General features: G+C 37.2%; 21 protein-coding genes and 1 tRNA gene. 8 read left to right on the top strand and 14 right to left on the bottom strand.

The genetic code is table 11. The annotated features are described in order from the left end of the window. Window positions 1-26: 26 nt before the first annotated feature. Window positions 27-3,527, bottom strand: a complete 3,501-nt coding sequence (gene rgy, locus G580_RS0106685; protein WP_028841534.1) for a reverse gyrase — start codon at window positions 3,525-3,527, stop codon at window positions 27-29. Window positions 3,528-3,642: 115 nt separating this feature from the next. Between rgy and G580_RS10330 the strand changes: the two genes are divergently transcribed. Genes G580_RS10330 through G580_RS0106665 form a run of 4 tightly spaced genes read left to right on the top strand, consistent with a single transcriptional unit; the run spans window position 3,643 to window position 7,281 of the window. Next, a complete protein-coding gene (locus tag G580_RS10330) occupies window positions 3,643-4,761 on the top strand; it encodes a cysteine desulfurase family protein (protein WP_038041767.1) in 1,119 nt (372 codons plus the stop codon). A gap of 9 nt (window positions 4,762-4,770) precedes the next feature. After that, window positions 4,771-5,718, top strand: coding sequence for a glycoside hydrolase family 3 N-terminal domain-containing protein (locus tag G580_RS0106675; protein WP_028841533.1), 948 nt, complete (start codon window positions 4,771-4,773; stop codon window positions 5,716-5,718). Beyond that, window positions 5,711-6,550 carry a fumarate hydratase gene (locus G580_RS0106670; protein ID WP_028841532.1) on the top strand — a complete coding sequence of 280 codons (840 nt, stop codon included), beginning with the start codon at window positions 5,711-5,713 and terminating at the stop codon, window positions 6,548-6,550. Before G580_RS0106675 ends, G580_RS0106670 begins: the two co-directional genes overlap by 8 nt. 11 nt (window positions 6,551-6,561) lie before the next feature. After that, complete coding sequence (locus tag G580_RS0106665) at window positions 6,562-7,281, top strand: LptM family lipoprotein (RefSeq protein WP_028841531.1); 720 nt, start codon at window positions 6,562-6,564, stop codon at window positions 7,279-7,281. Here G580_RS0106665 and rsmD read toward each other — a convergent pair. From rsmD to G580_RS0106645, 4 genes are all read right to left on the bottom strand, one after another. Beyond that, on the bottom strand, window positions 7,253-7,837 hold the full coding sequence (gene rsmD, locus G580_RS10325) for a 16S rRNA (guanine(966)-N(2))-methyltransferase RsmD (protein WP_051173206.1): 585 nt from the start codon (window positions 7,835-7,837) through the stop codon (window positions 7,253-7,255). The genes G580_RS0106665 and rsmD overlap by 29 nt on opposite strands. A 13-nt stretch (window positions 7,838-7,850) precedes the next feature. Continuing rightward, window positions 7,851-8,672, bottom strand: coding sequence for a spermine/spermidine synthase domain-containing protein (locus tag G580_RS0106655; protein WP_028841530.1), 822 nt, complete (start codon window positions 8,670-8,672; stop codon window positions 7,851-7,853). Next, window positions 8,669-9,118 (bottom strand): adenosylmethionine decarboxylase, encoded by a 450-nt coding sequence (gene speD, locus G580_RS11060; RefSeq protein WP_051173204.1) that lies wholly within the window; start codon window positions 9,116-9,118, stop codon window positions 8,669-8,671. Before speD ends, G580_RS0106655 begins: the two co-directional genes overlap by 4 nt. Before the next feature lie 61 nt (window positions 9,119-9,179). Next, window positions 9,180-9,253 (bottom strand) — tRNA-Pro (locus G580_RS0106645). A 185-nt stretch (window positions 9,254-9,438) separates the two neighbouring features. Here G580_RS0106645 and G580_RS10315 point away from each other — a divergent pair. Next, entirely contained in the window at window positions 9,439-10,242 is an 804-nt protein-coding gene (locus G580_RS10315) for an NAD(+)/NADH kinase (protein WP_051173202.1), read from the top strand. 9 nt (window positions 10,243-10,251) lie between these two features. On the opposite strand, the gene G580_RS0106635 is transcribed toward G580_RS10315, so the two are convergent. The 8 genes from G580_RS0106635 to G580_RS0106600 form a co-directional block, all read right to left on the bottom strand. Further along, the gene (locus G580_RS0106635; RefSeq protein ID WP_038041765.1) at window positions 10,252-10,572 is read right to left on the bottom strand and encodes a YtxH domain-containing protein; all 321 of its coding nucleotides are present in this window, start codon (window positions 10,570-10,572) and stop codon (window positions 10,252-10,254) included. A 47-nt stretch (window positions 10,573-10,619) separates the two neighbouring features. Then, on the bottom strand, window positions 10,620-11,231 hold the full coding sequence (locus G580_RS0106630) for a hypothetical protein (RefSeq protein WP_028841528.1): 612 nt from the start codon (window positions 11,229-11,231) through the stop codon (window positions 10,620-10,622). Between the two features lie 47 nt (window positions 11,232-11,278). Further along, the gene (gene glgP, locus G580_RS0106625) at window positions 11,279-13,843 is read right to left on the bottom strand and encodes an alpha-glucan family phosphorylase (protein ID WP_028841527.1); all 2,565 of its coding nucleotides are present in this window, start codon (window positions 13,841-13,843) and stop codon (window positions 11,279-11,281) included. 2 nt (window positions 13,844-13,845) lie between these two features. Next, complete coding sequence (locus G580_RS0106620) at window positions 13,846-15,048, bottom strand: glycoside hydrolase family 57 protein (RefSeq protein ID WP_028841526.1); 1,203 nt, start codon at window positions 15,046-15,048, stop codon at window positions 13,846-13,848. 2 nt (window positions 15,049-15,050) lie between these two features. Beyond that, window positions 15,051-16,352 carry a glycosyltransferase family 4 protein gene (locus tag G580_RS0106615; protein WP_028841525.1) on the bottom strand — a complete coding sequence of 434 codons (1,302 nt, stop codon included), beginning with the start codon at window positions 16,350-16,352 and terminating at the stop codon, window positions 15,051-15,053. A 27-nt stretch (window positions 16,353-16,379) separates the two neighbouring features. Further along, window positions 16,380-18,323 carry an amylo-alpha-1,6-glucosidase gene (locus G580_RS0106610; protein WP_028841524.1) on the bottom strand — a complete coding sequence of 648 codons (1,944 nt, stop codon included), beginning with the start codon at window positions 18,321-18,323 and terminating at the stop codon, window positions 16,380-16,382. A gap of 91 nt (window positions 18,324-18,414) precedes the next feature. After that, complete coding sequence (gene ychF, locus G580_RS0106605) at window positions 18,415-19,518, bottom strand: redox-regulated ATPase YchF (RefSeq protein WP_028841523.1); 1,104 nt, start codon at window positions 19,516-19,518, stop codon at window positions 18,415-18,417. A 35-nt stretch (window positions 19,519-19,553) separates the two neighbouring features. After that, window positions 19,554-19,955 (bottom strand): acyl-CoA thioesterase, encoded by a 402-nt coding sequence (locus G580_RS0106600; protein WP_028841522.1) that lies wholly within the window; start codon window positions 19,953-19,955, stop codon window positions 19,554-19,556. Between the two features lie 45 nt (window positions 19,956-20,000). Here G580_RS0106600 and pyrR point away from each other — a divergent pair, with 45 nt between their 5' ends. The 3 genes from pyrR (at window position 20,001) to G580_RS0106580 (ending at window position 22,990) form a co-directional block, all read left to right on the top strand. Beyond that, window positions 20,001-20,564, top strand: a complete 564-nt coding sequence (pyrR, locus tag G580_RS0106595; protein WP_028841521.1) for a bifunctional pyr operon transcriptional regulator/uracil phosphoribosyltransferase PyrR — start codon at window positions 20,001-20,003, stop codon at window positions 20,562-20,564. Between the two features lie 92 nt (window positions 20,565-20,656). Beyond that, window positions 20,657-21,967, top strand: a complete 1,311-nt coding sequence (thiC, locus tag G580_RS0106585) for a phosphomethylpyrimidine synthase ThiC (protein ID WP_028841520.1) — start codon at window positions 20,657-20,659, stop codon at window positions 21,965-21,967. A gap of 162 nt (window positions 21,968-22,129) precedes the next feature. Further along, window positions 22,130-22,990, top strand: coding sequence for a vitamin K epoxide reductase family protein (locus G580_RS0106580; RefSeq protein ID WP_156874801.1), 861 nt, complete (start codon window positions 22,130-22,132; stop codon window positions 22,988-22,990). 357 nt (window positions 22,991-23,347) lie between these two features. Here G580_RS0106580 and G580_RS11480 read toward each other — a convergent pair. Then, the coding region (locus G580_RS11480) for a transposase (protein WP_169357103.1) at window positions 23,348-23,673 on the bottom strand (326 nt) is incomplete at its 5' end.

The raw sequence follows: 23,673 nt of genomic DNA, 5'->3' as shown, positions 1-23,673 counted from the left end.
CAACAACCTAATAACATTTTTAAGTTTTACAAAATGATGTTTAGTTCTTTTAAAAGAGGCAAAAGGGCATAACAAATTTCTACCCAATCTTTTTTACCTTCTTCTACCAGGTCCATAAAGGCTTCAAGGTCTCTGGTAAACTCTTCAGATACATAGGTTTCAAACCTTGACCTTAGGTATTCATAGACCTGTTTTCCTAAAGCTGTAGGGACAAGTCCTCCGTTTTTCAGTTCATAAACATAATACTTATTGAGGAGGGTAGAAACGATTTCTGCATAAGTAGATGGTCTACCTAAACCTCTTTTTTTCATCTCCTGTATCAAAGATCCCTGATTAAACAGGAAGGCTTTAGGTATTTTTTGCAATTTGATGTTATCTATGATAAAAGAAGGAGAAACGGGGAAAAGATGAGGCTTGGTCCAAACTAAATCATAACCGTTTGATAGTATGTCTACTATCACCTCTTCCTCCCAGGTTAAAAAGGGAAGGACCAGCTTAAGGTTCTTTTTAAAGACCTTAATTTTTCTCATCTGACTTGCTATGAATCTTCTAAAAATAAGATCGTAAAGTCTGAAACTATCCCTATATTTTTTAAAAGAAATTAACCCGTGGGCTACCCTTAGTTTTAGCTCTTCTACATCCCAAGGACGGGTAGGCCTTATACCTTCATGGGCTCCTTCACTAAACCATTCTCTCGGATAAAATAGCTCTTCTCCAAAATGTTCTGAGATATAAGGTTTAGCTACCTGAAACCGTCCTACCTCTGAAATTCGAGTTGAATCTGTTCGGTGATAAGTGATTAAACCGAGTTCAAAGAGTTCCTGCAAAAGAGACATGGTATAGGAGGTAGAAAACCTGAAAAAATGATAGGCTTCTTCCAGTATGGTGTCTGTGGTATAAGGAGGAGGTGGAGAAAGTTCCTCTTCCTTTTGGCCTTCTAAGCTGACTTTAGCCTGAGGTAGGTTCTGTTCTATTTTTTCTGCAGTTTCTTTTTCTTCTACCTCGATAAAAAAGGGATACTCATTTATCGTAAAGTTTATCCGATATTTATGTTGTTTGCTTAGTTTTTCTCTTTCTATCACCCATCCTAAAACCGGGGTTTGTACCCTGCCAGCTGAAAGATAGTTTTTATTAAAAACTTTCCATAGTTCCTGAGAAAGAGAAAACCCTACCCAACGGTCTGCCACCCTTCTTGCTAACTGGGCTTTAACCCGAGGAAGGTTAATTGTTTGGGGGTTTTCAAAGGCTTTTTTAAAAGCCCTTGCCGTAACCTCGTGAAACTCAAGCCTTTTTATGTTTTTTTGAAAGGGTTTTAGGTTAACATAAAGGTCATAGGCGATTTTTTCTCCCTCTGAGTCAGGGTCTGAGGCAATAAAGGTTTGATCTGCACAAAAACTAAGGATTCTAAGCCCGTCTATGATATCAGCTTTGTCAAAGATATTTTCTTTATCCTTTATCTCTTCTTCTTCCACATATTGTTCTCCTTTTTCTCTGTCTAATTTTATGGTGTTAAACACAGGATAAAAATTTCCGTTATCCTTTAAAACCCCAAATATGCCCTTTTTTCTGGAAAGGTTATAAAGATGTCCTAAAGAAGCACAGACAGAAAGCAGGGTGTTTTCCATAGGTATTTCATAAACCCAAAGGTTGGTGTACCGTCTAACCGAAGGTTTTCCGAAGAAATTGGCTATGGTTTTGGCTTTATGAGGGGATTCTACGATAAGAAGATAGTTTTTAAAATCTATCTTTTCAGCTGAAATCTTTTCTCTTTCTTGTTTTATGCGAGTATCAAGCTCGATTATTTTTTCAAAATTCACCTCTGTTAACTCTACTTCATCCCCTAAATAAAACCTTAGCCTTTTTTTGAGACTGTTTAAGGCTTTGAAGCTGTCTACCAAGATAACTGAAAGCCCTGGCATAAGACCCTTAGTAGTAAGCCTTGAAACCCTTCCTGAAGCCTGAAGGTAAGAAGAAGCGTTTCCTACGATAAGATGGTAATTTCCGTTTTCGTCCCGTTCTAAGAAAACTTCTTCGTTGGTTTTAAGTTTTTCTATAAATTCAGGGTTCTTAAGCCGTTCTTCTATAAACTCTTTGATCGATAATATCTTTTTGTGTAACCCTTCATACTTAGGGAGGTCTTCTTCTCTTAGGGTTAAAAATCTTCTAAGGTAGTTTACATGGGATAAGGCAGTTATCCGTTCTTCGTCTTTAAAAAGAGGCATAAGAGATAAAAGCAAACTGTACAAAAATTGAGGGGCAATAGAAAGGGAAAAACTTTCTTCGTTTTTAGTAAGGGGGAAAACGTGCTTAGGTACCCCTAAAAAGATGGCGTATCTCAAAATCTCAGGTAAATCCAATCCTCTGACCAGGGGGTTGCCAAGATGACATAACCCTACCGCAACCTCTACCTCTCCTTGTTTTAGCTTAGTTAAAAGGACTTCCTCGCTGACTTCTAAATAAGAAATCGCTTTTACACCGTTTTCTCTAAGCTGTTCTGTAAACTTCTTTACGTAAGTCCTTCCATAAGAATCTTCTACAAAAAAAAGCCCTCCTTTACCTAAAGCCTTTACCAATTTTACCGCTTCTTCAGAAAGTCTTTGTATATCTTTTGGTTCTCCTACGTCAATATAGGTGTCGATTACCTTTCTTAGGGTGGAAACAAAACGTGTTATTTCAAACCCAAGTAAGTTTTGGAAAAGAAGGACTCGGTTGGTTCTTGGTTTTAACGTAGCAGAGGAGATGATGAGCTGTTTTTGAGTGCCTCGATGTTGTTTTTTGATTTTTAAAAGCTCAGAATAGTCTTCCTCGGTTTTATCTCTTTTTAAAGCCAGTTTTATCTCTTCTTCAGAAAATCCCAGCAACAAAAACAGGTTGTCTACGTTTTTGCTGCTTTTTAAAAAAGAATCTACGTCGTCAACAAAGATAAGAGAAAAGTCTAAGGATTTAAGGATTTCAAAGTTTTTATGCATAAAGGCAGAGGTACAGATAAACACATCAAAATTCTGTTTTTCTAAGATTTCTTTTTCTTTTTTTTGTCCGGTGTAGGCCAGAATTCTCTTTTTCTTTAAAGAGGAAAAGGAGGTTCTATCTATAAAGTCGTTTAGTTTGGTTTCCACCTGATTAACCAGCATTTTGGTGGGTACGATAATAAGGGCTTTTTTGGGAGTAATGAGGGCACTAATAAGTCCAAAGGTTGATTTTCCAGTTCCTGTAGGAGCAATGATAGCAAAAGACTCCCCTAAAAACAACCTTTTAGCCCAGTTTATCTGTAAAGAAGAAGGCTTAGCCCCGATGATTTCTTTAAAAAGCTTGCTAAACTTAGAAACCTGTTTTTCTACCTCTCCAAAGACCTTTAACTGTTTTAACGTTTTTTCTTTCTCTAAAATTTGGCAAACCTTTAAAATCGAAGGACTTGAAGGTATGGTTTCCTCAAGAAGACATTCTTCACAAGGGACTCCTTTGCTAAGCCTTTCGTCTGAGACCATTCCTTTACAATTAGGACACCCATTTTCCAAAAAATAAAGCATTTTTCACCTCTTAAATTAAATTTTTTCTCTTAAACTGCTATTTACTAAAAACAAAAGGAACAAGGGTAGGTTTGTTTTGGTTGTAATCCTTATAAAATAGTTTAAACTAATTTTTATGCAATACTCAAAAGAGATATATTTAGATTATAACGCTACTACTCCAGTTTTGCCAGAAGTTTTAGATGCGTTTAACAGCTATTCTTCAGAAGAGTTCGCTAACCCAAGTTCTGCTCATGTATTAGGTAAAAGGGTTAAGTTAGCCCTTGAAAAATTTAGAGAAGAAGTTGCAGGGCTTTTAAATGTCACTTCTGAAGAAATAATTTTTACCTCAGGAGGAACAGAGTCTAACCATCTCGCTTTGTTAGGAGTAGCCCTTGCAAAAGGAAAGGGTCATATTTTGGTGAGTTCCTTTGAGCATCCTTCGGTGTTAAACCCAGCAGTAAGGCTATTAGAGATGGGATTTGAGGTAGATTTTTTGCCTGTGAATCCCCAAGGTTATATAGACCCTGAAGAAGTTCAAAAAAGAATTAAGAAAAATACCTTTTTAGTTTCCGTGATGTTAGCCAACAATGAGATAGGTACCATCCAACCGGTTGAAGAAATTGCTAAGATTTGTCAAGAAAGGGAAATAATATTTCATACCGATGCCTGTCAAGCTGTAGGTAAGATATCGGTAGATGTTAAAAAAATAGGGTGTGATCTTCTATCCTTTGCAGGTCACAAGATGTATACACCTAAGGGAATAGGAGGTTTGTTTATAAAAAAGGGAGTTTCTCTATCTCCTCTCTTTTTAGGGGGAGGACAAGAAAAAGGGATAAGACCTGGGACAGAACCGGTAGGTCTTATAGCTGCTCTGGCAAAAGCAGCAGAGATAGCTAAAAAAGACGTAAGTTTTGAGGCAGAAAGACTTGTTTTCTTAAGAGAGACCCTTTATGAGGGGCTTAAAGAGGTTTATCCAAAAATTTATCGCTACGGGATTCCTGAGAGAACTCTTCCCAATACCTTAACTGTTTCTTTCGTAGGTAAGATAGGGAGTAAAATTTTAGCAGATCTCCCAGAGGTGTGTGCTTCTACCGGATCTGCCTGCCATGACCGTAAAGGTTCAAATACTTTGATCGCTTTAAAAGTTCCTGAAGAAATAGCTCAAGGCACCATCCGGTTTTCCATAGGTAGATATACTACCCTCGAAGACATAGAAAGGGTTATAAAAATTTTTCAGGATTATTTAGGTTAAAAAATTGCCATGTTTAAAACCATAGGTCAGGTTTTTTTAGTAAAACCAGGTAGCCTTTCTGCTGAAGAAAAGGAAGTTTATCGAGACCTACAGTTTACCAATTTTATTTTTTTCAAAGAACATTTTCAGGAAGATTTTTCAGAGTATTTAAATAGATTAAAAGCTTCGGTAGATGGTTTTAACTTTTTAGCTGTAGACCAAGAAGGGGGGAGGGTTTGTCGTATACCTGGAGAATTCCCTTCTCCGCTGGAGATCAGTCTAAACTATCAAAAAAACAAAGATTTATCGTTGGTAAAAAAATGGGCTCAAAGTCTTGCGAAAGCAGTGGTTGAAAAAGGGCTTAACCTTAACCTTGCTCCTGTGGTAGATTTAGCAGAAGAGGAGGCTCCAGAGTTTTTAAGGTCTCGTACCTTGGGAAACGACCCTAAGCTGGTTCAATTTTTAGGAGAGATTTTCATTTCAGAACATAAAAAACAGGGGTGTTTCTGCTGTGTTAAACATTTTCCAGGGTTAGATGAGGTTACCATAGACCCTCATAAAGACCTCCCTGAAAAGGAGAAAATTAATTCTTCTTCCCTTGAAGTTTTCCGGTTTTTTGCTGAAAAGGAGGTTCCTTTTTTTATGACTACCCACCTGATAGTAAAAAGTTTAGATGTTTTACCAGCTACCTTTTCTTTAAAAGCAATAAAGTTATTAAGGGATCATCTTGATTTTAAAGGCTGTATTATCACCGATGATTTAAACATGGGAGCCTTAGGAAAGTGGGAACTTTCTGAAAGGATTATCTTAAGTTTGGCAAGTGGACACAACCTTATTATATTTTGTGGAACCTCCGAAGAATTAGCTTATCATTTGTTTGAGATTAAAACTGAGATAGAAAAAAGCCCAACCCTACGAGAAAGGGTTTCTGAAAGCCTTTATGTGTTAGATAGGGTTAAGGGGTGGATTTATGAGTGAAGAGATTAGCTACCAAGAGATAGTCAATCAGGTAAAAGAGGTTTACATAAGAGCTTGCAAAAGCCTCCCCCAAGAGGTTTTAGAAGCTTTAACCAAAGCCTTAGACGAAGAGACCGAACCTTTGGCTAAAGCGGTGTTAGAGGTGTTGCTAGAAAACGCAGAAATCGCTAGAAAAGAAAATCTTCCTATCTGCCAAGACACAGGTATTCCGGTTGTTTGGGTTAAAATCGGAGAGGAGGTGTGTATAAAAAATTTAGAAAAGGCTATCAACGAAGGGCTTTTTTTAGCATACAAAGAAGGATTGCTTAGGGCTTCGGTATGTGAAGTGCTTACCAGAAAAAACACCGGAACCAATACCCCGGCAGTAATCCATTATGAATTAGTACCAGGTAAGGTTTTGGAAATAGACCTCCTTCCTAAAGGATGTGGCAGCGAAAACATGAGTGCCCTTGCCATGTTACCTCCTTCAGCAGGTATAGAGGGGATAAAAAGATCTGTAGTAGAAATTGTAAAAAAAGCCGGTCCTAATCCTTGTCCTCCTGTAACCGTAGGGGTGGGGATAGGAGGTACCTTTGAAAAAGCAGCCCTTTTAGCCAAAAAAGCACTTTTTAGACCCTTTGGGACTTCTCATCCTGAAGAAGAGATAGCAAAACTTGAAAAGGAGCTCCTATCTGAGATAAATTCACTTATGATCGGCCCTTTAGGTTTAAAAGGTAAAACTACCGCCTTAGCTGTTCATATAGAGACTTATCCTTGTCATATTGCCAGCCTTCCGGTAGCTGTAAACTTTCAATGTCATGCCTATCGTATAGCAAAAATAAAGTTTTTATAAAAGGAGCAAACATGAGAATATATCTTTGGGTTGGTTTTATCTTTTTGGTATTTTTTTTAGCTGGCTGCGGAAAGAAAAATCCTCCTTTACCTCCCTCTAAAAGTATTCCTAAAGAGTTTTCTTTTGAGGTAAAACCTACAGAAGCAGGGTTTGACCTGATAGTTTATCTTCCTACAGAGACTAAGGGAGGCTATCCTTTGATAAAAATTAGTTCTCTTATCATAGAAAAAGAAGAGATACCTTTAGATTCTCCTAAGGCTAAATCTAAAATTTATGAAATTAAACTTTCTCCTAAACTTCATTCTGCAGGGAATTTATACGTGTATCACGACTATCAGGTTAAACATCGTCATAGATATAAATACAGGATTAAGATAAAAAAAGATTTTTTAGTTAGGACTGATTGGTTTGAGTTTCCTGGATATTTATACTGGCATAACCCTCCTCTTTTCCCTGAGAACATCTCTTTTCAGGTTTTACCAGAAAAGGCGGTGCGTTTAACTTGGAAAAAACCAGAAAAAGACATAGAAGGCCTTTCTATCGATTACCCAATCTCTTATGAGATAGAAAAAATTTCTGGCCCTAAGGTTGAGAGTTTTTATGTGAGAAAAGAAGAGTTTTTTGAAAAACTATCAGACGTTAATAAGACCTGCTATCGGATAAGAAGTATTTTGAATTTTCGAGGCACTCAGATTCCAGGCCCTAAGAGTCCTCCTTTGTGTTTGGAATAACAGGCTGATAAAAATACAGAGTGGTTTCTCCGTAGGTTTTGACTTTAATCAAGACAAATTGGTCGGTTTTTTCTGGCAGGGATATTCCTGTAGCTTCTTCTACCATTATTATAGCTTCTTGGTCTAAAATTTCTGTAGGTAATGCCTTAAGGGTTTTAAGGCTCAGCCCCGTTTTATAAGGTGGGGTAATAAAGATTAAGTCAAACTTAATCTTAGGATAGGCTTGGCTAAGCTTAGATAGACCTTCTGGTAGTTTAAGTTTTAAAACTAAGGCCTTTTCTGTGAGTTTAAGTTTTTCTAAGTTTTTGCGAATCAGAGAAAGACTTAAGTCGCTAAAGTCTACAAAAAAAACCAAGTCTGCCGCCCTTGAAAGGGCTTCTATTCCAAGAGCTCCTGTCCCTGAAAACAGATCTAACACTTTAGACCCAGAAAGGTTTTGTCCTAAAAGGTCAAAAAGAGACTTCCTGATCCTACTTCTTAAAGGGCGAATGCTTAAGTCCTTAGGTGGAGGAAGAAAAAGCTTTTGCCCTTTTAAATAGCCTCCGGTGATTTTCAAACTAAAGGGCCCTTTATTTTAGAAGTCCTAACCAGGTCTGGGGTAAAGAAAAATAATAGGGATTTAACCCAGGATGATAATACTTGCCAGAAAATGGTTGTTTAGGGTTAAACCAGGCTTTTGGCTCTTTTGTAGCCAAGAAAAAGGCGATTTCTTCTCCGTAGCAAGGAACATAGCAACGCACTATCTTTATATAGGGAAAAACTTGAGAAATTTTAGGATAGGCTTCTTTTATGATGTGAGGGAAATAGATCGGCAGACTTGCCTGCTGGATAAAAACCCCGTGAGTTTTAAGCACCCTTGAAGCCTCTTGATAAAACTCAACAGTATACAAGGTTTTAGCAGGGCCTACTGGGTCAGTACAATCAACGATTACCAAATCAAAACCTTCTGACGGACTTTCTTTTAGCCCTAAATAGCCGTCTTTGATCACTAAGTTGACCCTTGGGTCGGTGTAATTTCCAGAAATTTTAAAAAAGTATTTTTGGCATAAGTCAAACACCAAGGTATCTATTTCAAACTGAATGATCTTTTTTATAGTAGGGATCTTTTGAAGTTCTCTTAAAACCCCTCCGTCCCCACCTCCAACTATTATAACCTCTTCAGGGGGGGTGGGGAGAAGGCTTATAGGAAGGTGGGTTATGGTCTCATGGTATATAAACTCGTCTTTCTCTGTAAATTGAACGATTCCATCTAAAACAAAAAAATACCCCCATGAGGGGTTTTTAAAGATCTGTATCTGTTGTAAACCACTTTCTTCAAAAACTAATTCAACTTTGTAGGAATGGCCGAAATCTTTAAAGATTTTTTCTCGCCACCAAAAACTTCCAGTCAAGTTTCTCCTCCCTCTGATAAAGTATCCTGAGAAAGTCCTCTTGCAAACTCAGCGATATAGACGTTTTGGGGACGAAGATTACGCTGAAGCTTAGCTAAGATCTTATGGGCTTTTTCTTTGTTTTCTGCTAAGATGTCTAAGGCAGAATATCCCCTTTCTGGCCAGGTGTGGATATAGATATGAGAACAACCTAAATTAACCTGAGCAGAAACCCCAAAGGGCTGAAACTGATAACTTACCGCAGAAACCTCTTTTAACGCACCGTTGGTAGCTAGGGCTTCTTTTAGAGCTTGTTCTACCACCGGAGCTTCAGCCAAAAGTTCAAAAGGGGAGCCCCAAAACTCAGCGATGATATGATAGGACCATACACATCGTTTAAGTGCACCTTGCTGGGTAGGGCAGGTATTTAACCTTTCAACCTGACAAACGGTTTGAACTGTACTCATATTTCACCTCCTCCCAGGCAAGGTGCCCGGTTTTTTGGTTTTCAGTATCTCAATAAAAAAATCGGGACGGGCGGATTTGAACCGCCGACCCCCCACACCCCAAGCGGGTGCGCTTCCAAGCTGCGCTACGTCCCGATTAAAAAGACAAGAATAACCTATTTAAGTTTAAACACTATAATAAAAAATCTTTAAAAAATGTCAAGAGGTTAAGGAAAAATTTTGTTTGATTGGGTTTCTAAGGGTTTTTTAAGTTTTTTTGAGGTTTATAAACCTTAATCAAGGTTATTGCTTTTCTCAAGGTTTAAGAATAAAATTATATCATGTCCAAATTTTTTTATCTACTAAAAGACCTGCAAAAACTTCCGCAAATCTTTGAGAAGATTAACTCAAAAGAGTTTTTTCTGCTTCCTTTAGAGAAAATCTCAGAACTTTCTAAAGAAGAGGTCCTAACCTTTGATGCTATCTTGGTGTTAGGAGGTGATGGCACCTTCCTAAGGGCTGTGCCCTTTGCCTATACTTACGACCTTCCTTTAATAGGGGTTAATCTGGGAAATTTTGGTTTTTTAACCGAGGTTTCTTTAGAAGAATTACCATATCTTTTAAGGCTAATCAAAGAAGGAGAGGCTAAAATTCAAAAAAGAACGCTTCTTGAGATTACCTATCAGAATCAGACCTTTGTTGCTCTAAACGAAGGGGCTATCATGAAAGGTCCTTTGGGTAAGGTGATATATTTGAGCCTGCAGGTTGAGGGCTATCATCTTACTACCATCCCTGGTGATGGGTTGATCATCTCTACCCCAACCGGATCTACCGCTTATAACCTTTCAGCCGGAGGCCCTGTTATCCATCCAGAGGCAAAAGTTTTCGTCTGCACACCGATCTGTGCTTTTAAAATAAACCTACGTCCCTTTGTTATTCCAGATAACTTTGAAACCGTGGTAATCTTAAACAAAAAAGGGAAAGGGGAGAACGAAGAGGTTCATCTTCTCATCGACGGACAGATTAACTTAGTAGTACAGGAAGATCAACCTGTTCGTTTTAAAAAAGCCCCAACCCCCCTTAGAATTCTTACTTTGCCAGAGAAAAATTATCTAAAAATTTTAAAGTCTAAGTTTAATTGGTAAAAAAGTCTTTTAAACCTCTTCTTTTTTTAAGAGTTTAGAGGCTAATTCTTCTTTTTTTTCTTTTAAGGTTTCTTTGCTTTTTTCTATGGCTTCTTTAAGCTCTTCTTTTTTACTTTCGATGATTTCTTTAGCTTTGGAAGTGATTTCCTCTGCCTTGGATTTTAAGGCTTCAGCTTCAGTTTTAACTTTATCTAAGGCTTCGTCCACCTCTTCCTTTATCTTTTTCCTAACCTCAGAACCACTGGCTGGTGCCAAAAGAAGGGCTGCAATCCCTCCTACTACCACTCCACCAAGAAAAGCTAATAAAACCGTAGTTTTTTTCCCTTCCATAATCCACCTCCTTTTTGTAAAATTTTTAAATATTAACCCTAAGGGTTTTATTTTTTTAAATTAGGAAGAGGAATTATCTTTTTTATCTGTTGTATTAGCTCTTTAGCTCCATAGATTAGAGAACTGCCCTCTACATAGACCTTTTTAATCTGGTGGTTTATCTGGTCTAAAACGAGCTTAGAGGTTTGACTAAACTCAGCAAGAGAGTTAACCATAGGGTTTAAACTATGGCTAACCTTTTCTGTTACCTCTTTTACCTGAAAGGTCACCTCTTTTATGTTGTCTAAGTTGTTTTTTGCAATTTCTAAGTTAATTTTTAACTTATTGGAAATTTCTTTTACTTCATCTGTAACAATCTCTGTCTGGTTTTTCAAAAAGGTCTCGAAATCTTTAATACTTTCTCCTAATTCCTTGAGGATGTTGGGTATGATTTTAAGCCCGGTTATAAGTTCGTTTAGGTTAGAGATAGTTTGTTTAGCTGTGTCTAAGGTCTCCGAGGTTTTTTCAGTGGTTTCTTTAAGATTTTTTAAAACTGGAGATAGTTCTTCTAACCTTAGGTTTAAACGGTCTAAAGTTTGGTTAACCTTGAAAAAGATATAAACAGCTATTCCTACCAAAACACCCACAAAAAGCATCAAGAGATACAATAGGGTTTCCATAAACCCTCCTTAAAAGGCTATTTAAAATAAAATTATAAGCATAAAACTCAAAAAGTCCACTTAACTAAGTTGGGATAATATTTTCTAAGATAGAAGTTTTTAGGAACCACCCTAAAGTTATAGGCTTTAAGTCCAGGTCCATAAAGAGGCAGGGATCTTTGATAAACCCCAACCCCTTCTTTAATTTCTACCAGCTTAAGGGGAAAGCTTCTTACATACCTTTCTCTATCTTCTTCTACCACAGAATTGCATACACAGGCTATTTCTTCTATGATTACCAACTGTACTTCTACTAACTCAGGGGTTAGGTTACCTAAAAACACTTTAGCAGATACACTTACTTCTTGGCCATCCTGTAGGAAGGTTTTTTCTAAATTTTCTTTTACTTCTATAAACTTTATGTTTTCCCAATTTTCAGTCAAAATCTTTTTTTCTTCTGCTAAAGCCTTAAGAAGAGAAAAATCTTTTTGAGAAAGATGTTTTAGTCTTTCTATGATAGGTGAATAAAATTTATCTATGTATTCAAGGAGCATACGGTTGGTAGAAAACTGTTTACAAGCTATGTACATGCTTTGTTTCATCATCTTTACCCAATCTCTTGGAATCCCATCCTCGTCTCTTTCTGTAAAGAGAGGATAGATTTCCTTTTCCAAAATAGTATACATTTGATGAGCTTCGTAATGGTTATAAAGTGGCAATCCTTCCTTAGGGATTATAGCCCAACCGTTAAGCCTGTTGTATCCTTCCGGCCACCATCCATCAAGAACGCTTAAGTTTAAAACCCCGTTCATCGCAGCCTTCATCCCTGAGGTCCCGCAAGCCTCCATAGGCCTTAAAGGGGTATTTAACCAAACATCTGATCCCCAAATAAGATATCTGGCTAAATGAAGGTTATAGTTTTCTAAAAAAATGATCTTGTTGTAAAGCTGGTAAGTCTCTCTAAACTCCAAAATCTCATGGATTATGTTTTTACCTTCTACATCCTTAGGATGGGCTTTACCTGCAAACACCAGCACAATGTTTTTTTCCTTTAGAAGTTTCAGTATCTGTTCTTTATGGTATAGGATGAGAGAATTCCGCTTATAAGCAGTCATCCTTCGAGCACACCCTACGATAAGGTCCTGGGCCTTAGGTGGTTGATAGTTTTGTTTTTCTTCTGAGAGGTTTAGCTTAAGAGATTCCTCCTCTAATCGGCTTTTGATAAGGTTTAAAAGTCTGTACTTGTTTTTTTTATGGGCTTCCCATATTTCTTCGTCTGGGATTTTTAGTATTTCCTCCCAGGTTGAATCTTCAGGAGACATATAGATAAAATTTGCTCCAAGATATTTTTTTAAAACTTGATAGAAAGGTTCGCTTAACCATCTCCAGTGAACACCGTTGGTGACATAGTCTATAGGAACTTCTTCCTCTGGTAGTTCGGGAAAAAGGGGATGCCACATCTTTTTGGTGGTTTTTTGATGAAGCTTAGAAACAGCGTTTACGTTAGAGGAATAGTTGATGGCTAAAGCAGGTAGCCAAAAAATTTCAGGATTTTCCTTTAGGGTGCCTTGTTTATAAAATTCCAGAATAATGTTTTCATTTTTGGTTAGTTCAACCAATTCTTCTAACTCTTCCCAGAGATATTTTTTGATTAACTCTTTGGGAAAATGCTCATTACCTGCGATAACCGGTGTATGAGTAGTAAAAACAGTAGTCTCTTTGATAAGCATGATGGCTTCATCTAAGGAAAATCCCTGAGACAACAAATCCTTTAATCTTGCTAAAAGGACAAACGCAGAATGACCTTCGTTAAGATGATATATCTTGGGATTAAGGTTTAATGCTTTCAGTAGTTTATATCCTCCGAGACCAAGAATGATCTCCTGTTGTATTCTTTTCTCTATATCTCCTGGGTAGAGATACCTAAGTATTTCTCTTATTTCCGCAGGATTTTCAGGATGGGTGGTGTCTAAAAAGTAACAAGATATTTTTCCTACTTCTAACTTGAATATTCTAAGCTTAGCCTCTACCCCCATAAGGCTTATCGATAATACCATAGAGGTTCCATCTGGATTTTTTAACTCCTCTAAGAAGTTTAAAAACAGGTCTAATTGTTCTGGATTTTCAGTCTGTGTTTTTTCCTTAGAGTCTATAGTTTGTTTTAAGTAACCATGTTGATACGCAAGCCCTATTCCTATCACTGGAAGCCCTAAGTCTGAAGCAGACATCAAAAAATCCCCGGCTAAAACCCCTAATCCTCCTGCATAAAAAGGCAAAGTAGGATGAAGCCCAAACTCGGTACAGAAATAAACTATTTTGTCTTCAGACTCTATACGATGTTTTTTGACTTCTGGATGGACATATTCTTTATATTCTTGAAATGCTTCCCAGAGGTCCTCTAAATCCATAAGAAAGGTCTGGTCTTTAGCCAATGCTTTTAACCTTATGTTAGGAAGGTAGTAGATAAGTTTAAAGGGATTGTGTTCAACCTGTCTAAAAAGGTCTCGGTCTATTTTATAAAAAAAAGAAAGAACGTCATAATTCCAAGAAAACCAGAGATTTTTAGAAATTTTTAAAAGTTTGTCAAGTTCCTTCGGTATAGAAGGATAAACAAAAAATTTTTTGAAAGGCATTTTTATCCCTCTAAATTGGTTTCTATTTCTGCTAATATATTCATATAATACCGATAAATTTCTTCTGGAGAAGAGTATGGGGAAAAATATTTATGTACATCTCCGTCTTGAAAATATTTGATACACATATAGTAAAAATGGTCTGAAGTAGAAAGTTTTTTAAGGATAGAGAGAAGATCATACCGTTTCTGCTCTTTGGCTTTTTTGATTAACTCATAACAAGTCTTTATGGCATTCCATTGAAGAGGGTTAGAAAGCCAGGCAGAAAGGTCCCTTTCGGTGTCTGCCCAGGAAGTTGGGTTAGGAACAGAGATAGGGGCAGGAGTATAGTTTAAGGTATCTTTGACCTCAGAAGGCCATAGAAACTGTAGATCTTTTTCCTTTAAGGCTAAAAGCACCAACCCTTTTGTAAATTCAAAAATTCCTGTCTCAGCCCATTGATGCTCTCCAAAGGTTTCATAATCCATAAAAAGGTTCAAATAGAGATTTTTTCCTGTTTTTTCTATTAGCCTCAAGTCTTTTATCCAAGACAAATACCTTTGAGGGGTAAGGGGATATCCATCCCAACTTCTATCACTAAATCTAAAGGCAATGTCATCTGAAAGTTTATAATGTTTAAGTAGCAAAAGATGGGCATGGTTGGCAGAGACCCTGGGATAAAGAGGAGATTCTCCTTTTAAAATCTTGTCAGCCCCTTCTATAAGGATGGTTTTTATCTGAGGCATGGTAGCAAAAAGTAAGTCTGAAATTTTGTCAAAATAGATCAATTCAGTATTACGAAAGGTAGTAGGTAGCATCCCAAATTCTTTTTTGATGATCTCCGCGTGTTCTTCTATCTCCTCTATAAATTCGTCTAAATCAAAGATACTGCTAAGAGAATGATAGTAAGTTTCGTTAAGAAGCTCTACCCCTCCGGTTTTAACCAAATCTAAAAAGGAATGTAAAACTTCTGGTCGAAACCTTTTAGCCTGCTCTATGAATGTTCCAGTAAGACTATAAGAAACCTTAAACCTTCCGTCAGACCTCTCTATCAGTTCTTTAAAAAGTGCGTTAGCAGGAAGGTAACACTTTTCTGCTACTTTGTTAAAGATGGCTGCATTAAGGCTATTGTCAAAATACTCGACTGTTGATTTTGTTTTTAAAACATTAAAATTTTTGACCCTAAAGGGCTGATGCACCTGAAAGTAAAAGACAATATAAAGCATGTTTAGTTTGCGAAAAGTTCTTTATAGATTTTTATTAGTTCTTCGGCTCTTATATCCCAGGTAATCTTTTTAACTTCTTCTTTGGCTTTTTGTTGAAGGTTTTTTAGTTTTTCTGGATGGTTTAAGAGGTCTACGATAATGTTTATTATTTTATCAACATCCCAAAAATCGACTTTATAAGCGTTTTTTAAGATTTCTGAAGCCCCTGATTGTTTAGAGATGATAAGGGCACAGCCAAAATACATGGCTTCTAAGGCTACGATCCCAAAGGGCTCAGAAACCGAGGGCATAACCACTATGTCTGCTAAACTTAAGGCTTCTTCTACCTCCTGTCTGGTAAGGAAACCGGTAAACAAAACCTGGGTGCCAAAACCTTCGCTTGCGGCTTCAAACATAAGTTCTCTTTCCATTTCTCCTGCACCAGCAATCAAAAACCTTACTTTCTTAGGATATTGCCTAAGGATTTTTTTTGCTATTTCTAAGAAAATCTTGGGACCCTTCTGAGGGGTTAATCTTCCTAAGAACAAGATCACAGGACTTTTGAATTTTTTTACTTTTTTAGGTTCGTTGGTAAGAACGGTAAAAGCATTGTATAACACCTGAATCTTTTCTTCAGGTACTTTGTAATGGTCTTTTATCACCTGGGCTGTGTATTTAGAAACCGCGATTACTTGGTCTGCCAGATTTAATCCCAGGTATTCTATCTCATGGACTACAGGATGTCCGTACCCGATCGCTCTGTCAAACTCCGTAGCATGTACATGAGCAACCAGAGGTTTTTGGATAAGGTGTTTAAGAAAGAGCCCTGCAGGATAGGTCATCCAATCATGAGCATGGATCAAGTCAAACTCTAAATGTTTGGCAACCTCTAACACGTTTTGCAGGTATCTTTGAACCCTGGATAATGAGTGGTTTCCTTTATTAAGTAAGTTTTCTATCCTTTTTAAAACTTCCTCAGAAATCGTAGTTAAAAGCTTTTTCTTTTCTAAAAAGTCTGTGGTGTTTTCAGGCTGATAAGAAAACAGTCTTAAGTTATCTAAGTAAGCCCCTTCAGGGGCTAAATAACCTACTTGATAAAATTTTAAGGGCAAAGGCTTGAGCTGTTTTTTCTGTTGGCTTTTAGCTACAGGAAAGTCTGCCTCCCAGCCAGAAGAAATTTCAAAAAAGACCTGCTCTTTGGTAGGGAGAATCATATAGATTTTTAACCCTTTTTCAGCTAAAGCTTTAAAAAGTCCATAACATGCCATCCCAAGTCCACCTACTATAAACGGGGGATATTCCCAGGTTAACATCAAAACTTTCATGTTTAGGCTCCTTGTTAAACTTTAAAGCTAAACTTTAAGCTCCTCTATCATCTGTTCTACCAAAAAAACAGCTGCTACAGACCAAAATTGAGCATGGGCACCTTTAGGATATTTAGGATTTTCTCCATCATACAACTCAGGAACACTCCCCATTTTGCCTCTACATATTCCTTCTCTAAAAACTCTCACCAACCCTTCAAGCTCTCTTTTGAGCTTTTCTCTTTCTTCCTTATAAGCCTTTTTTAACACTTCAGCATAAGGATAGATGAGCCATACCCATACTGTCCCGTTATGGTAGGCAAGGTCTCTCATCCTTTGAGTACCAAAGTATTTTTTCCTGAATGAAGGATCTTTGGGTGAGAGGCTCCTTAACCCAAAAGGACTCACTAGTTCTTTTTTAGCCAGTTCAACTCCTTTAAGAAGGGACGGCCTGTCTGTAATATCAAAAGGCAAAGAAAGGGCGATAATATAGTTAGGTCTGATTTCAAAAACAGGTTCATCGTTAAACAACCTGTCTGCCCAGGCGTTACCATCAAAAAATTTAATAAAATTTTTTTCCTGTAAGCTGATCAGGGCTGAGACCCTAAAATTTTCTAAAAAAGACTTTTCTAAGTATTTTTCTGCGAACTTTAAGAGATTATACCACAACCCCTGTATTTCTATGGGTTTCCCATATCGAGGGGTTATAGGTACTCCGTCTAAGACCACATCCATCCAGGTTAAGGCCTTATTTGTTTGAGGTAAGATTTCGATGAATCCGTCCTTATGGTCCAGTAAAAACGGAAGATCCGGGTTGGTGCAGAAGTTTTTAATCACTCCTTTTACGGTTAAAAGCAATGTTTCTCCTTCAGAGGAGTTTAAAACCTCAGGAAAGGTTTCTAAAAACTGAAAAATCCTTAACCCAAACCACAGAGATGCATCCACTGAATTATAGTTGGTTTCCTGTTCGTCTCCTATCACGTTTGGTATAAGCCCGTTAACCATTCTTTTGGCATAGTTTTTTAAAATCTTTAAAGCCTTCTCTTTACCTCCTTTTAAATAAAAAACCGCAGGAAGACCTATGAAGGTGTCTCTTCCCCAGCAATAAAACCAAGGAAATCCGGCGATTATGTCCTCTTCAAGCAGAAAATCTTCCACCATTTTTTCTAAAATTCTTAGGTATTCGTTTCGCGAAAAAGACTCTTTTTTGTTAGGGATGAGGACAGGTAGTCCTTGGTATCTTCTTTCAACCTCTGTCAAAATCATTTCAAAATCCTTTATAGGTTCATCAGAAAACACGATTTTAAAACTTTCTTTAGTTTTTAGTTCTGCTTCTATCTTAAAAGGGGCATAAAGGTCTTCAGTAGCCTCATAACCTCTGATTTCTTCTATAGGATAAAACACTTGATAATAGAAAAGGTCTTCTCTGGTTAAACTACCGTTAGAAAGATAGACAAAAAGAGAGAACGGTCCTTTTACTACCATACCTGGGTTATCGTCTACCTCTACAAACTCTCTTTCCCATTCGATTTTGTTGGTAACCCTGTGATGGTCTCTAAAACTAAACTTAGGTCTTATTACTATTCGAAAAGGATAGGAGCTTATGTTTTCATAAGAGATAACTACCAGATTTTTAAGAGGATGCATTTTGATCTCTTTTTTCAAGAAAAAGTCTTTACTCTCTGGACAGAAAAAATAAAATTGAGGGAAAGGTCTAAAGAAAAAGGCTTTTATTAGCTTGAATCCCTCTGGAAAAAGGGTATCTCGGTAAAAGTTGGTATCAAGAAAATAACTTAGTCCAGAAGGGAAAAAGACCTGTTCTTCAGCTGAACTAACCAGATGAATTCTTTTTCCTTTTTCATAACCTGCGATCAGAAGTCCATGATACTTTCTCAGATTAGCTAAAAAGGCAGAACCTAACGCATACCCCCCTTTTTGATTAGAAACTATCCATTCATAAGGAGTAAACCTTTCAAAAAGTTCTGTTAACATCACATGATAATCACATTTTTTTACAAAATAACCACAAAACAATAAAAATCAAGTTAAAAATAAATGATATATTAAATTTAAAAAGTTGAAATTAAACATTAAAACGAAAGTATATTATGTCTCCGTCTTCTATGATATAGTCCTTTCCTTCGAGTCTAACAGCTCCTAACTCTTTGGCTTTCTGGAAGGAACCTATTTCTATGTATTTTGTATAGTTAATGACTTCAGCCGCGATAAACCCTCTTTCTATGTCAGAGTGAATTTCTCCGGCAGCATCTTTAGCTCGCGTACCTTTAATTATAGTCCAGGCTTTGGTTTCCTTAGGTCCGGTAGTAAAAAAGGTGATAAGGTTTAAAAGTTTATAACCTGCTCTTATTAGTTTGTGAAGCCCTGGTTCGTTTAGACCTAAGGCCTCTAAAAATTCTTTTTTTTCTTCTTCGGTAAGTTCGACGAGCTCTTGTTCTATCTTCCCACAGATGACTATCAAAGGAGTTCCTTCTTTTTGGGCCTTTTCTCTTAGCTTAGCTACATAACTGTTTCCTTCTCCTTCTGGGAGAAAATCTTCTGAGACGTTAGCGATGTACATCAAAGGTTTAACCGTTAAAAGACAGAGCACCTTTTCTAAAAAGGTTTTTTCTTCCGGAGAAAAAAGGTTTAGGTTAGGCCTTAAAATTTTAAAGTTTTCTAAGAGGGTTTTAGCCTTTTCTAAGGTTTCAAGCTCAGCCTTAGCTTTGGGGTCGTTTTTGGCAAGCTTCGCAGTTTTTTCTAACCGTCTTTCTATGGTTTGCAAGTCTGCAAGGATAAGCTCTAACTCTATGATTTCTGCGTCTCTTACAGGGTCTATAGAACCCTCTACATGTACGATGTCAGGGTCTTCGAAACATCTGACCACATGAGCTATAGCAGAAACTTGTCTTATATGAGACAAAAACTGGTTGCCAAGTCCTTCCCCTTTTGAGGCTCCTTTTACCAGCCCTGCTATATCTACAAACTCTATGGTAGCAGGGGTGATTTTTTTGCTTTTTTCTAACCGAGCTATCTCATATAGCCTTGGGTCAGGCACATTAACTATCCCCACGTTAGGGTCTATGGTGCAAAAAGGATAGTTAGCAACCTCAGCTTTTGCTGTTTGAGCCAAGGCATTAAAAATGGTAGACTTCCCTACGTTAGGCAATCCCACTATACCTATGTTCATCTTCATCTGAAACCTTGCCCCCTCTTTACAGTTTTTTATACTAAATTTTTAAGCAGGTTGAAAAGCTCTTCTGGAAATTTTATAAGCTTACCCTGATGGTTGATGGGAACATGAACTGTATAACCTTCAGCTACTAATAGGTTTTGCCTTTTAAAGGTGTATTCAAAGATAATTTTGTGTGGTTTTAGCTCTTTGATCTTGGTTGCCACCACCAAAAGGTCGTCATAAAAAGCAGGATGTTTATACCTAACATATACTTCTACTACAGGAAGTAAAAGTTTGTATTTTTCTTCTATCTCTTTATAACTAATACCTGCGTTATTTCTGATAAACTCTGTTCTTGCTATTTCCATCACCCTTAGATAGTTGCCATAATACATAACCTTTCCACTGTCTGTGTCCCCATAGATTACCCTATAGGTTATTTCGCTTACCATCTCTTACCTCTTGCAAAATAGATAATAAGAGTTATTTTAAATCTTATGAATACTGCCATTTTATCTCAAAAAATTAAAAAAGTAATAGCAGGGCCTAAGAAAATTCAAAAACTTGTCGAAAAGCTTGCTGACCAAATCATAAAAAAGCAACCTTATTTAGAAAAAGTAGTTCTTATCGGTATTCAGACAGGGGGAGCCCCTTTAGCAAACAGGTTGAAAAATATTATCTTAGAAAAGACCAACATAGAACTTCCTGTAGGTTATTTAGATATAACCCTTTACCGAGACGATTGGACCAGGATTACCAACTATCCTGAGGTAAAAAAAACAGAGATTCCCTTTTCAATCGAGGATAAGATCGTTATCCTGGTAGATGATGTGATCTATACCGGAAGAACCATCAGAGCAGCGATGGATGCGTTGATAGACATAGGTAGACCAAAGAAAATAGAACTTGCTGTTTTGGTAGACCGCGGAGGTAGAGAATTCCCTATAGAGCCAACTTACAAAGCCCTTACCATAAAAAACATCCAGTATAACGAATATGTGTCTGTATACCTTCTTGAGACTCATGGAAAAGATAAGATCGTGTTAGAAGTCTATGAATAGTTTCTGGATTTGTGAAAATTTTCTTTTATTTTGTCATCAAAAAAGATTTTATGTTAAAATTTCTGTAAAAAACAAGGAGGCCTTTTAAAGTTATGACGATTAAAACCTTGATTAGTAAAGGTATAATTCCGAAAGAAGTTAAAATTTGTGCACAGGTGGAAGGGGTTAGTGAAGAATTTCTCAAAGAAGGTATTCTTAGGGGTGAGATAGTTGTGTGTAAAAATAAAAAGTCTAAGATAGAAAGACCCTGTGCTATAGGTAAAGGACTTAGAACTAAGGTAAACGTAAACATCGGTACTTCTAAGGATAGGCCTTATGTAGAAGAAGAGTTAAAAAAACTTGAGATAGCTTTAAAGTATGGTGCGGATACTGTGATGGACCTTTCTACAGGAGGAGATTTAGACGAGATAAGAAAGGTTATCAGAGCTAATTGTCCTATTCCTTTAGGTACAGTTCCTATCTATCAGGCGGCGATAGAAGCGGTAGAAAAGCATCATAAGTCGATTGTTGAGATGACGGTTGATGAGATGTTTAAGGTGATAGAAAAACAGGCAGAAGATGGTGTAGATTTTATGACCATTCATTGTGGTCTTACCAAGGCGGGTATAGAGAGGTTAAAAATTAAGCCTAGGGTGCTTGGAGTGGTATCCAGAGGAGGCTCTTTTTTAGTAGAATGGATGGTTTACAACCAAAAGGAGAATCCCTTTTATGAGCATTTTGATAAACTTCTTGAAATAGCCTTTGAATATGACATTACCCTGTCTTTAGGAGACGGGTTAAGACCTGGTTGTATTGCAGACGCTACAGATGGAGCTCAAATCCATGAGTTGATGATTTTGGGAGAGTTAACTCTAAGGGCCTGGGAAAAGGGTGTTCAGGTAATGATAGAAGGTCCTGGACATGTACCTTTAGACCAGATAGAGACCAACATAAAACTACAAAAAAGGCTTTGTCATGGTGCTCCTTTCTATGTGCTTGGCCCTCTTCCCACAGACATAGCCCCAGGTTATGACCATTTGGTAGGAGCTATAGGAGGGGCACTGGCTGCTTATTATGGGGCTGACTTTCTTTGTTATCTTACCCCTGCAGAACATCTAAGGCTTCCTACGTTAGAGGATGTAAAAGAAGGTTTGATAGCCTCAAAAATCGCTGCTCATGTAGCAGACCTGGCTAAGGGAATAAAAGGTGCATGGGAATGGGATTTGGCTATGGCTAAGGCCAGGGCTGAGCTTGACTGGGAAAAACAGATTTCCCTTTCTATAGACCAGGAAAAGGCAAGGCGGTATAGGCTCGAAGGAGGGGTTTCTAAAAGTCAAGCTTGTACGATGTGTGGCCCCTACTGTGCTATAAAGGTCTTTGAACATGCCTTCAAACTCCTTAAAATCAGGGGAGGGGAAGGCTAAAGAATGAGGCTGATCATAGAAGAAAGAAAAGGTTACTCTCAGTCTACTTTTTTTAACCAATATCTTTTGCTAGTTGTAGTTTTTTTTGGTTTTGTTCTTAATTTATATGAAGTTTATCTGCAATTTAAAAACAGTTCTTTATGTAAAACGGACGCCTGTTTAATGATACATCTTTTCGATAGATTAGGGATTCTCAACTACTTAGGGGTTTTGGTGTTTGCTGTGGTGTTAGGGTTAACCCTTCTTGATTTAAAGATAAAATCTTATGCCCTAAAAAGGTTAAGACTCTTTATCTTAGGTCTTTGTTTGGTTGTGGAAGGGTATTTCATCGGTTTTCAGGCTTTTTTTCTTCAGGAATATTGTCAGTTTTGTTTGGTGGTAGCCTTGACCATTTTTTTAGCCTTTGTGTTAGACGTATTTTCTCAGAAAGCATTTAGCTGGGGGTTCTTAGGTTTTTCAGGGTTTTTAGCTCTTTTTACAGCAGTTTTTTTGGTTAATATAAGCCTTAAGCCCATCTTCTTAGATTATCCTGTGGTGGTCTATCAACAAAATTGTCCTAACTGTAAGGTGGTTGAAGAGTATGTTATTAATAACAAAATACCTGTAAGGTTTTATGAGGTATCTAAGGTTTATGCCTTGATGAGGATAGCAGGAATTCGAGAAGTCCCTACCCTTCTTTATAGAGAAGATAACTCCCTTTTGGTTTTGGTAGGTAAAAATACCATCCTCAACTGGCTAAAAGAAAATTATCCGATGTTGGAGCTCTCTCAGGGGAGAGAATTTTCTAAAAACTTGAAGGAAAAAGATTTCACCGTTAATGCCTCTACAGAAAAACCTCAAGATAAAAAAGAGCCTGTTACAAAGGAAAAAGTAGTCTCTACAGAAAAGGTTTCTACAGAAAAATCCTCTACAGAAAACGCCACATCTCTTCAAAAGCCTTCTTCTTTACCTTTCTTACCTCCCAAAGTGGGAGATAAAGAGGGTAAAGGAGAGGCCTGTCTTATCGAAAAAGGTTGTAATTAGTTGAGGATTTTTGTTTGAATTAAGTGTTATTTCAAAAGCTAATCAGTTCTTGTTTAATATTACTTCACAAAAATCCGATATTATAAATAGAGGATTTTATGAAAGGCTTACAGAGGCAAATTTTTTATTTTAGTTTGGGATTGAGTTTTTTTATTATGTTAACTTTTATTCTACTTAGCAGTCCTGTATTTTATAAGTACGAATTTTCTAAGGGAGATGTTTTTCTTAAGCAAAGAACACATGTGTTAGCCAATTACATAGAGGGTTTTTTTTCTAAATATATCGTTATGATAGAATACCTGAGTAAACATCCTAAGGTGATTAAGGCTTATAAACTTTCTGAGAAAGAGACACTTGTCAAGAGAATTGTGTCTCCTTATAAAATCTCTTTACAAACATTTGCCTCAATTCGTATAAAGCAGACTTAATTAAAGGAAGTGGTTTTTGCCATCTCGTTTTCTGAATCCGACTTACTGTTATGTATATCGCAACCTCTGCTGTCTTGATTGATTGAAAATATCCCCCTGTATTTACCCTTATCAGCTCTATCCTGCTATTTATATTCTCAACCACATTCGTCGTGTATATATACCTCCTCACCCCCTCAGGATATTTCTTATAAACAAAATAATGCTCCTTCTTTTTCAAAAGTCCCTTTATATAAGCTGGATACTTCTTCTCAT

This window comes from Thermodesulfobacterium hveragerdense DSM 12571, from assembly GCF_000423845.1.
Lineage (GTDB): Bacteria > Desulfobacterota > Thermodesulfobacteria > Thermodesulfobacteriales > Thermodesulfobacteriaceae > Thermodesulfobacterium > Thermodesulfobacterium hveragerdense.
The sequence above is the reverse complement of the archived record's forward strand: the minus strand, read 5'-3'. Positions and strand labels throughout refer to the sequence as shown.

What these genes read in the sequence shown, in the direction of transcription:
- pyrR (WP_028841521.1), top strand. Translation starts at nt 20,001, where the DNA reads ATGAATACTGCCATTTTATCTCAAAAAATTAAAAAAGTAATAGCAGGG.
- G580_RS0106670 (WP_028841532.1), top strand. Translation starts at nt 5,711, where the DNA reads ATGAGTGAAGAGATTAGCTACCAAGAGATAGTCAATCAGGTAAAAGAG.
- speD (WP_051173204.1), bottom strand. Translation starts at nt 9,118, where the DNA reads ATGAGTACAGTTCAAACCGTTTGTCAGGTTGAAAGGTTAAATACCTGC.
- G580_RS0106665 (WP_028841531.1), top strand. Translation starts at nt 6,562, where the DNA reads ATGAGAATATATCTTTGGGTTGGTTTTATCTTTTTGGTATTTTTTTTA.
- thiC (WP_028841520.1), top strand. Translation starts at nt 20,657, where the DNA reads ATGACGATTAAAACCTTGATTAGTAAAGGTATAATTCCGAAAGAAGTT.
- G580_RS0106610 (WP_028841524.1), bottom strand. Translation starts at nt 18,323, where the DNA reads ATGTTAACAGAACTTTTTGAAAGGTTTACTCCTTATGAATGGATAGTT.
- G580_RS0106620 (WP_028841526.1), bottom strand. Translation starts at nt 15,048, where the DNA reads ATGCTTTATATTGTCTTTTACTTTCAGGTGCATCAGCCCTTTAGGGTC.
- G580_RS10330 (WP_038041767.1), top strand. Translation starts at nt 3,643, where the DNA reads ATGCAATACTCAAAAGAGATATATTTAGATTATAACGCTACTACTCCA.
- G580_RS0106600 (WP_028841522.1), bottom strand. Translation starts at nt 19,955, where the DNA reads ATGGTAAGCGAAATAACCTATAGGGTAATCTATGGGGACACAGACAGT.
- rgy (WP_028841534.1), bottom strand. Translation starts at nt 3,527, where the DNA reads ATGCTTTATTTTTTGGAAAATGGGTGTCCTAATTGTAAAGGAATGGTC.
- G580_RS0106580 (WP_156874801.1), top strand. Translation starts at nt 22,130, where the DNA reads ATGATACATCTTTTCGATAGATTAGGGATTCTCAACTACTTAGGGGTT.
- ychF (WP_028841523.1), bottom strand. Translation starts at nt 19,518, where the DNA reads ATGAACATAGGTATAGTGGGATTGCCTAACGTAGGGAAGTCTACCATT.
- G580_RS0106630 (WP_028841528.1), bottom strand. Translation starts at nt 11,231, where the DNA reads ATGGAAACCCTATTGTATCTCTTGATGCTTTTTGTGGGTGTTTTGGTA.
- glgP (WP_028841527.1), bottom strand. Translation starts at nt 13,843, where the DNA reads ATGCCTTTCAAAAAATTTTTTGTTTATCCTTCTATACCGAAGGAACTT.
- G580_RS0106635 (WP_038041765.1), bottom strand. Translation starts at nt 10,572, where the DNA reads ATGGAAGGGAAAAAAACTACGGTTTTATTAGCTTTTCTTGGTGGAGTG.
- G580_RS0106615 (WP_028841525.1), bottom strand. Translation starts at nt 16,352, where the DNA reads ATGAAAGTTTTGATGTTAACCTGGGAATATCCCCCGTTTATAGTAGGT.
- G580_RS0106675 (WP_028841533.1), top strand. Translation starts at nt 4,771, where the DNA reads ATGTTTAAAACCATAGGTCAGGTTTTTTTAGTAAAACCAGGTAGCCTT.
- G580_RS10315 (WP_051173202.1), top strand. Translation starts at nt 9,439, where the DNA reads ATGTCCAAATTTTTTTATCTACTAAAAGACCTGCAAAAACTTCCGCAA.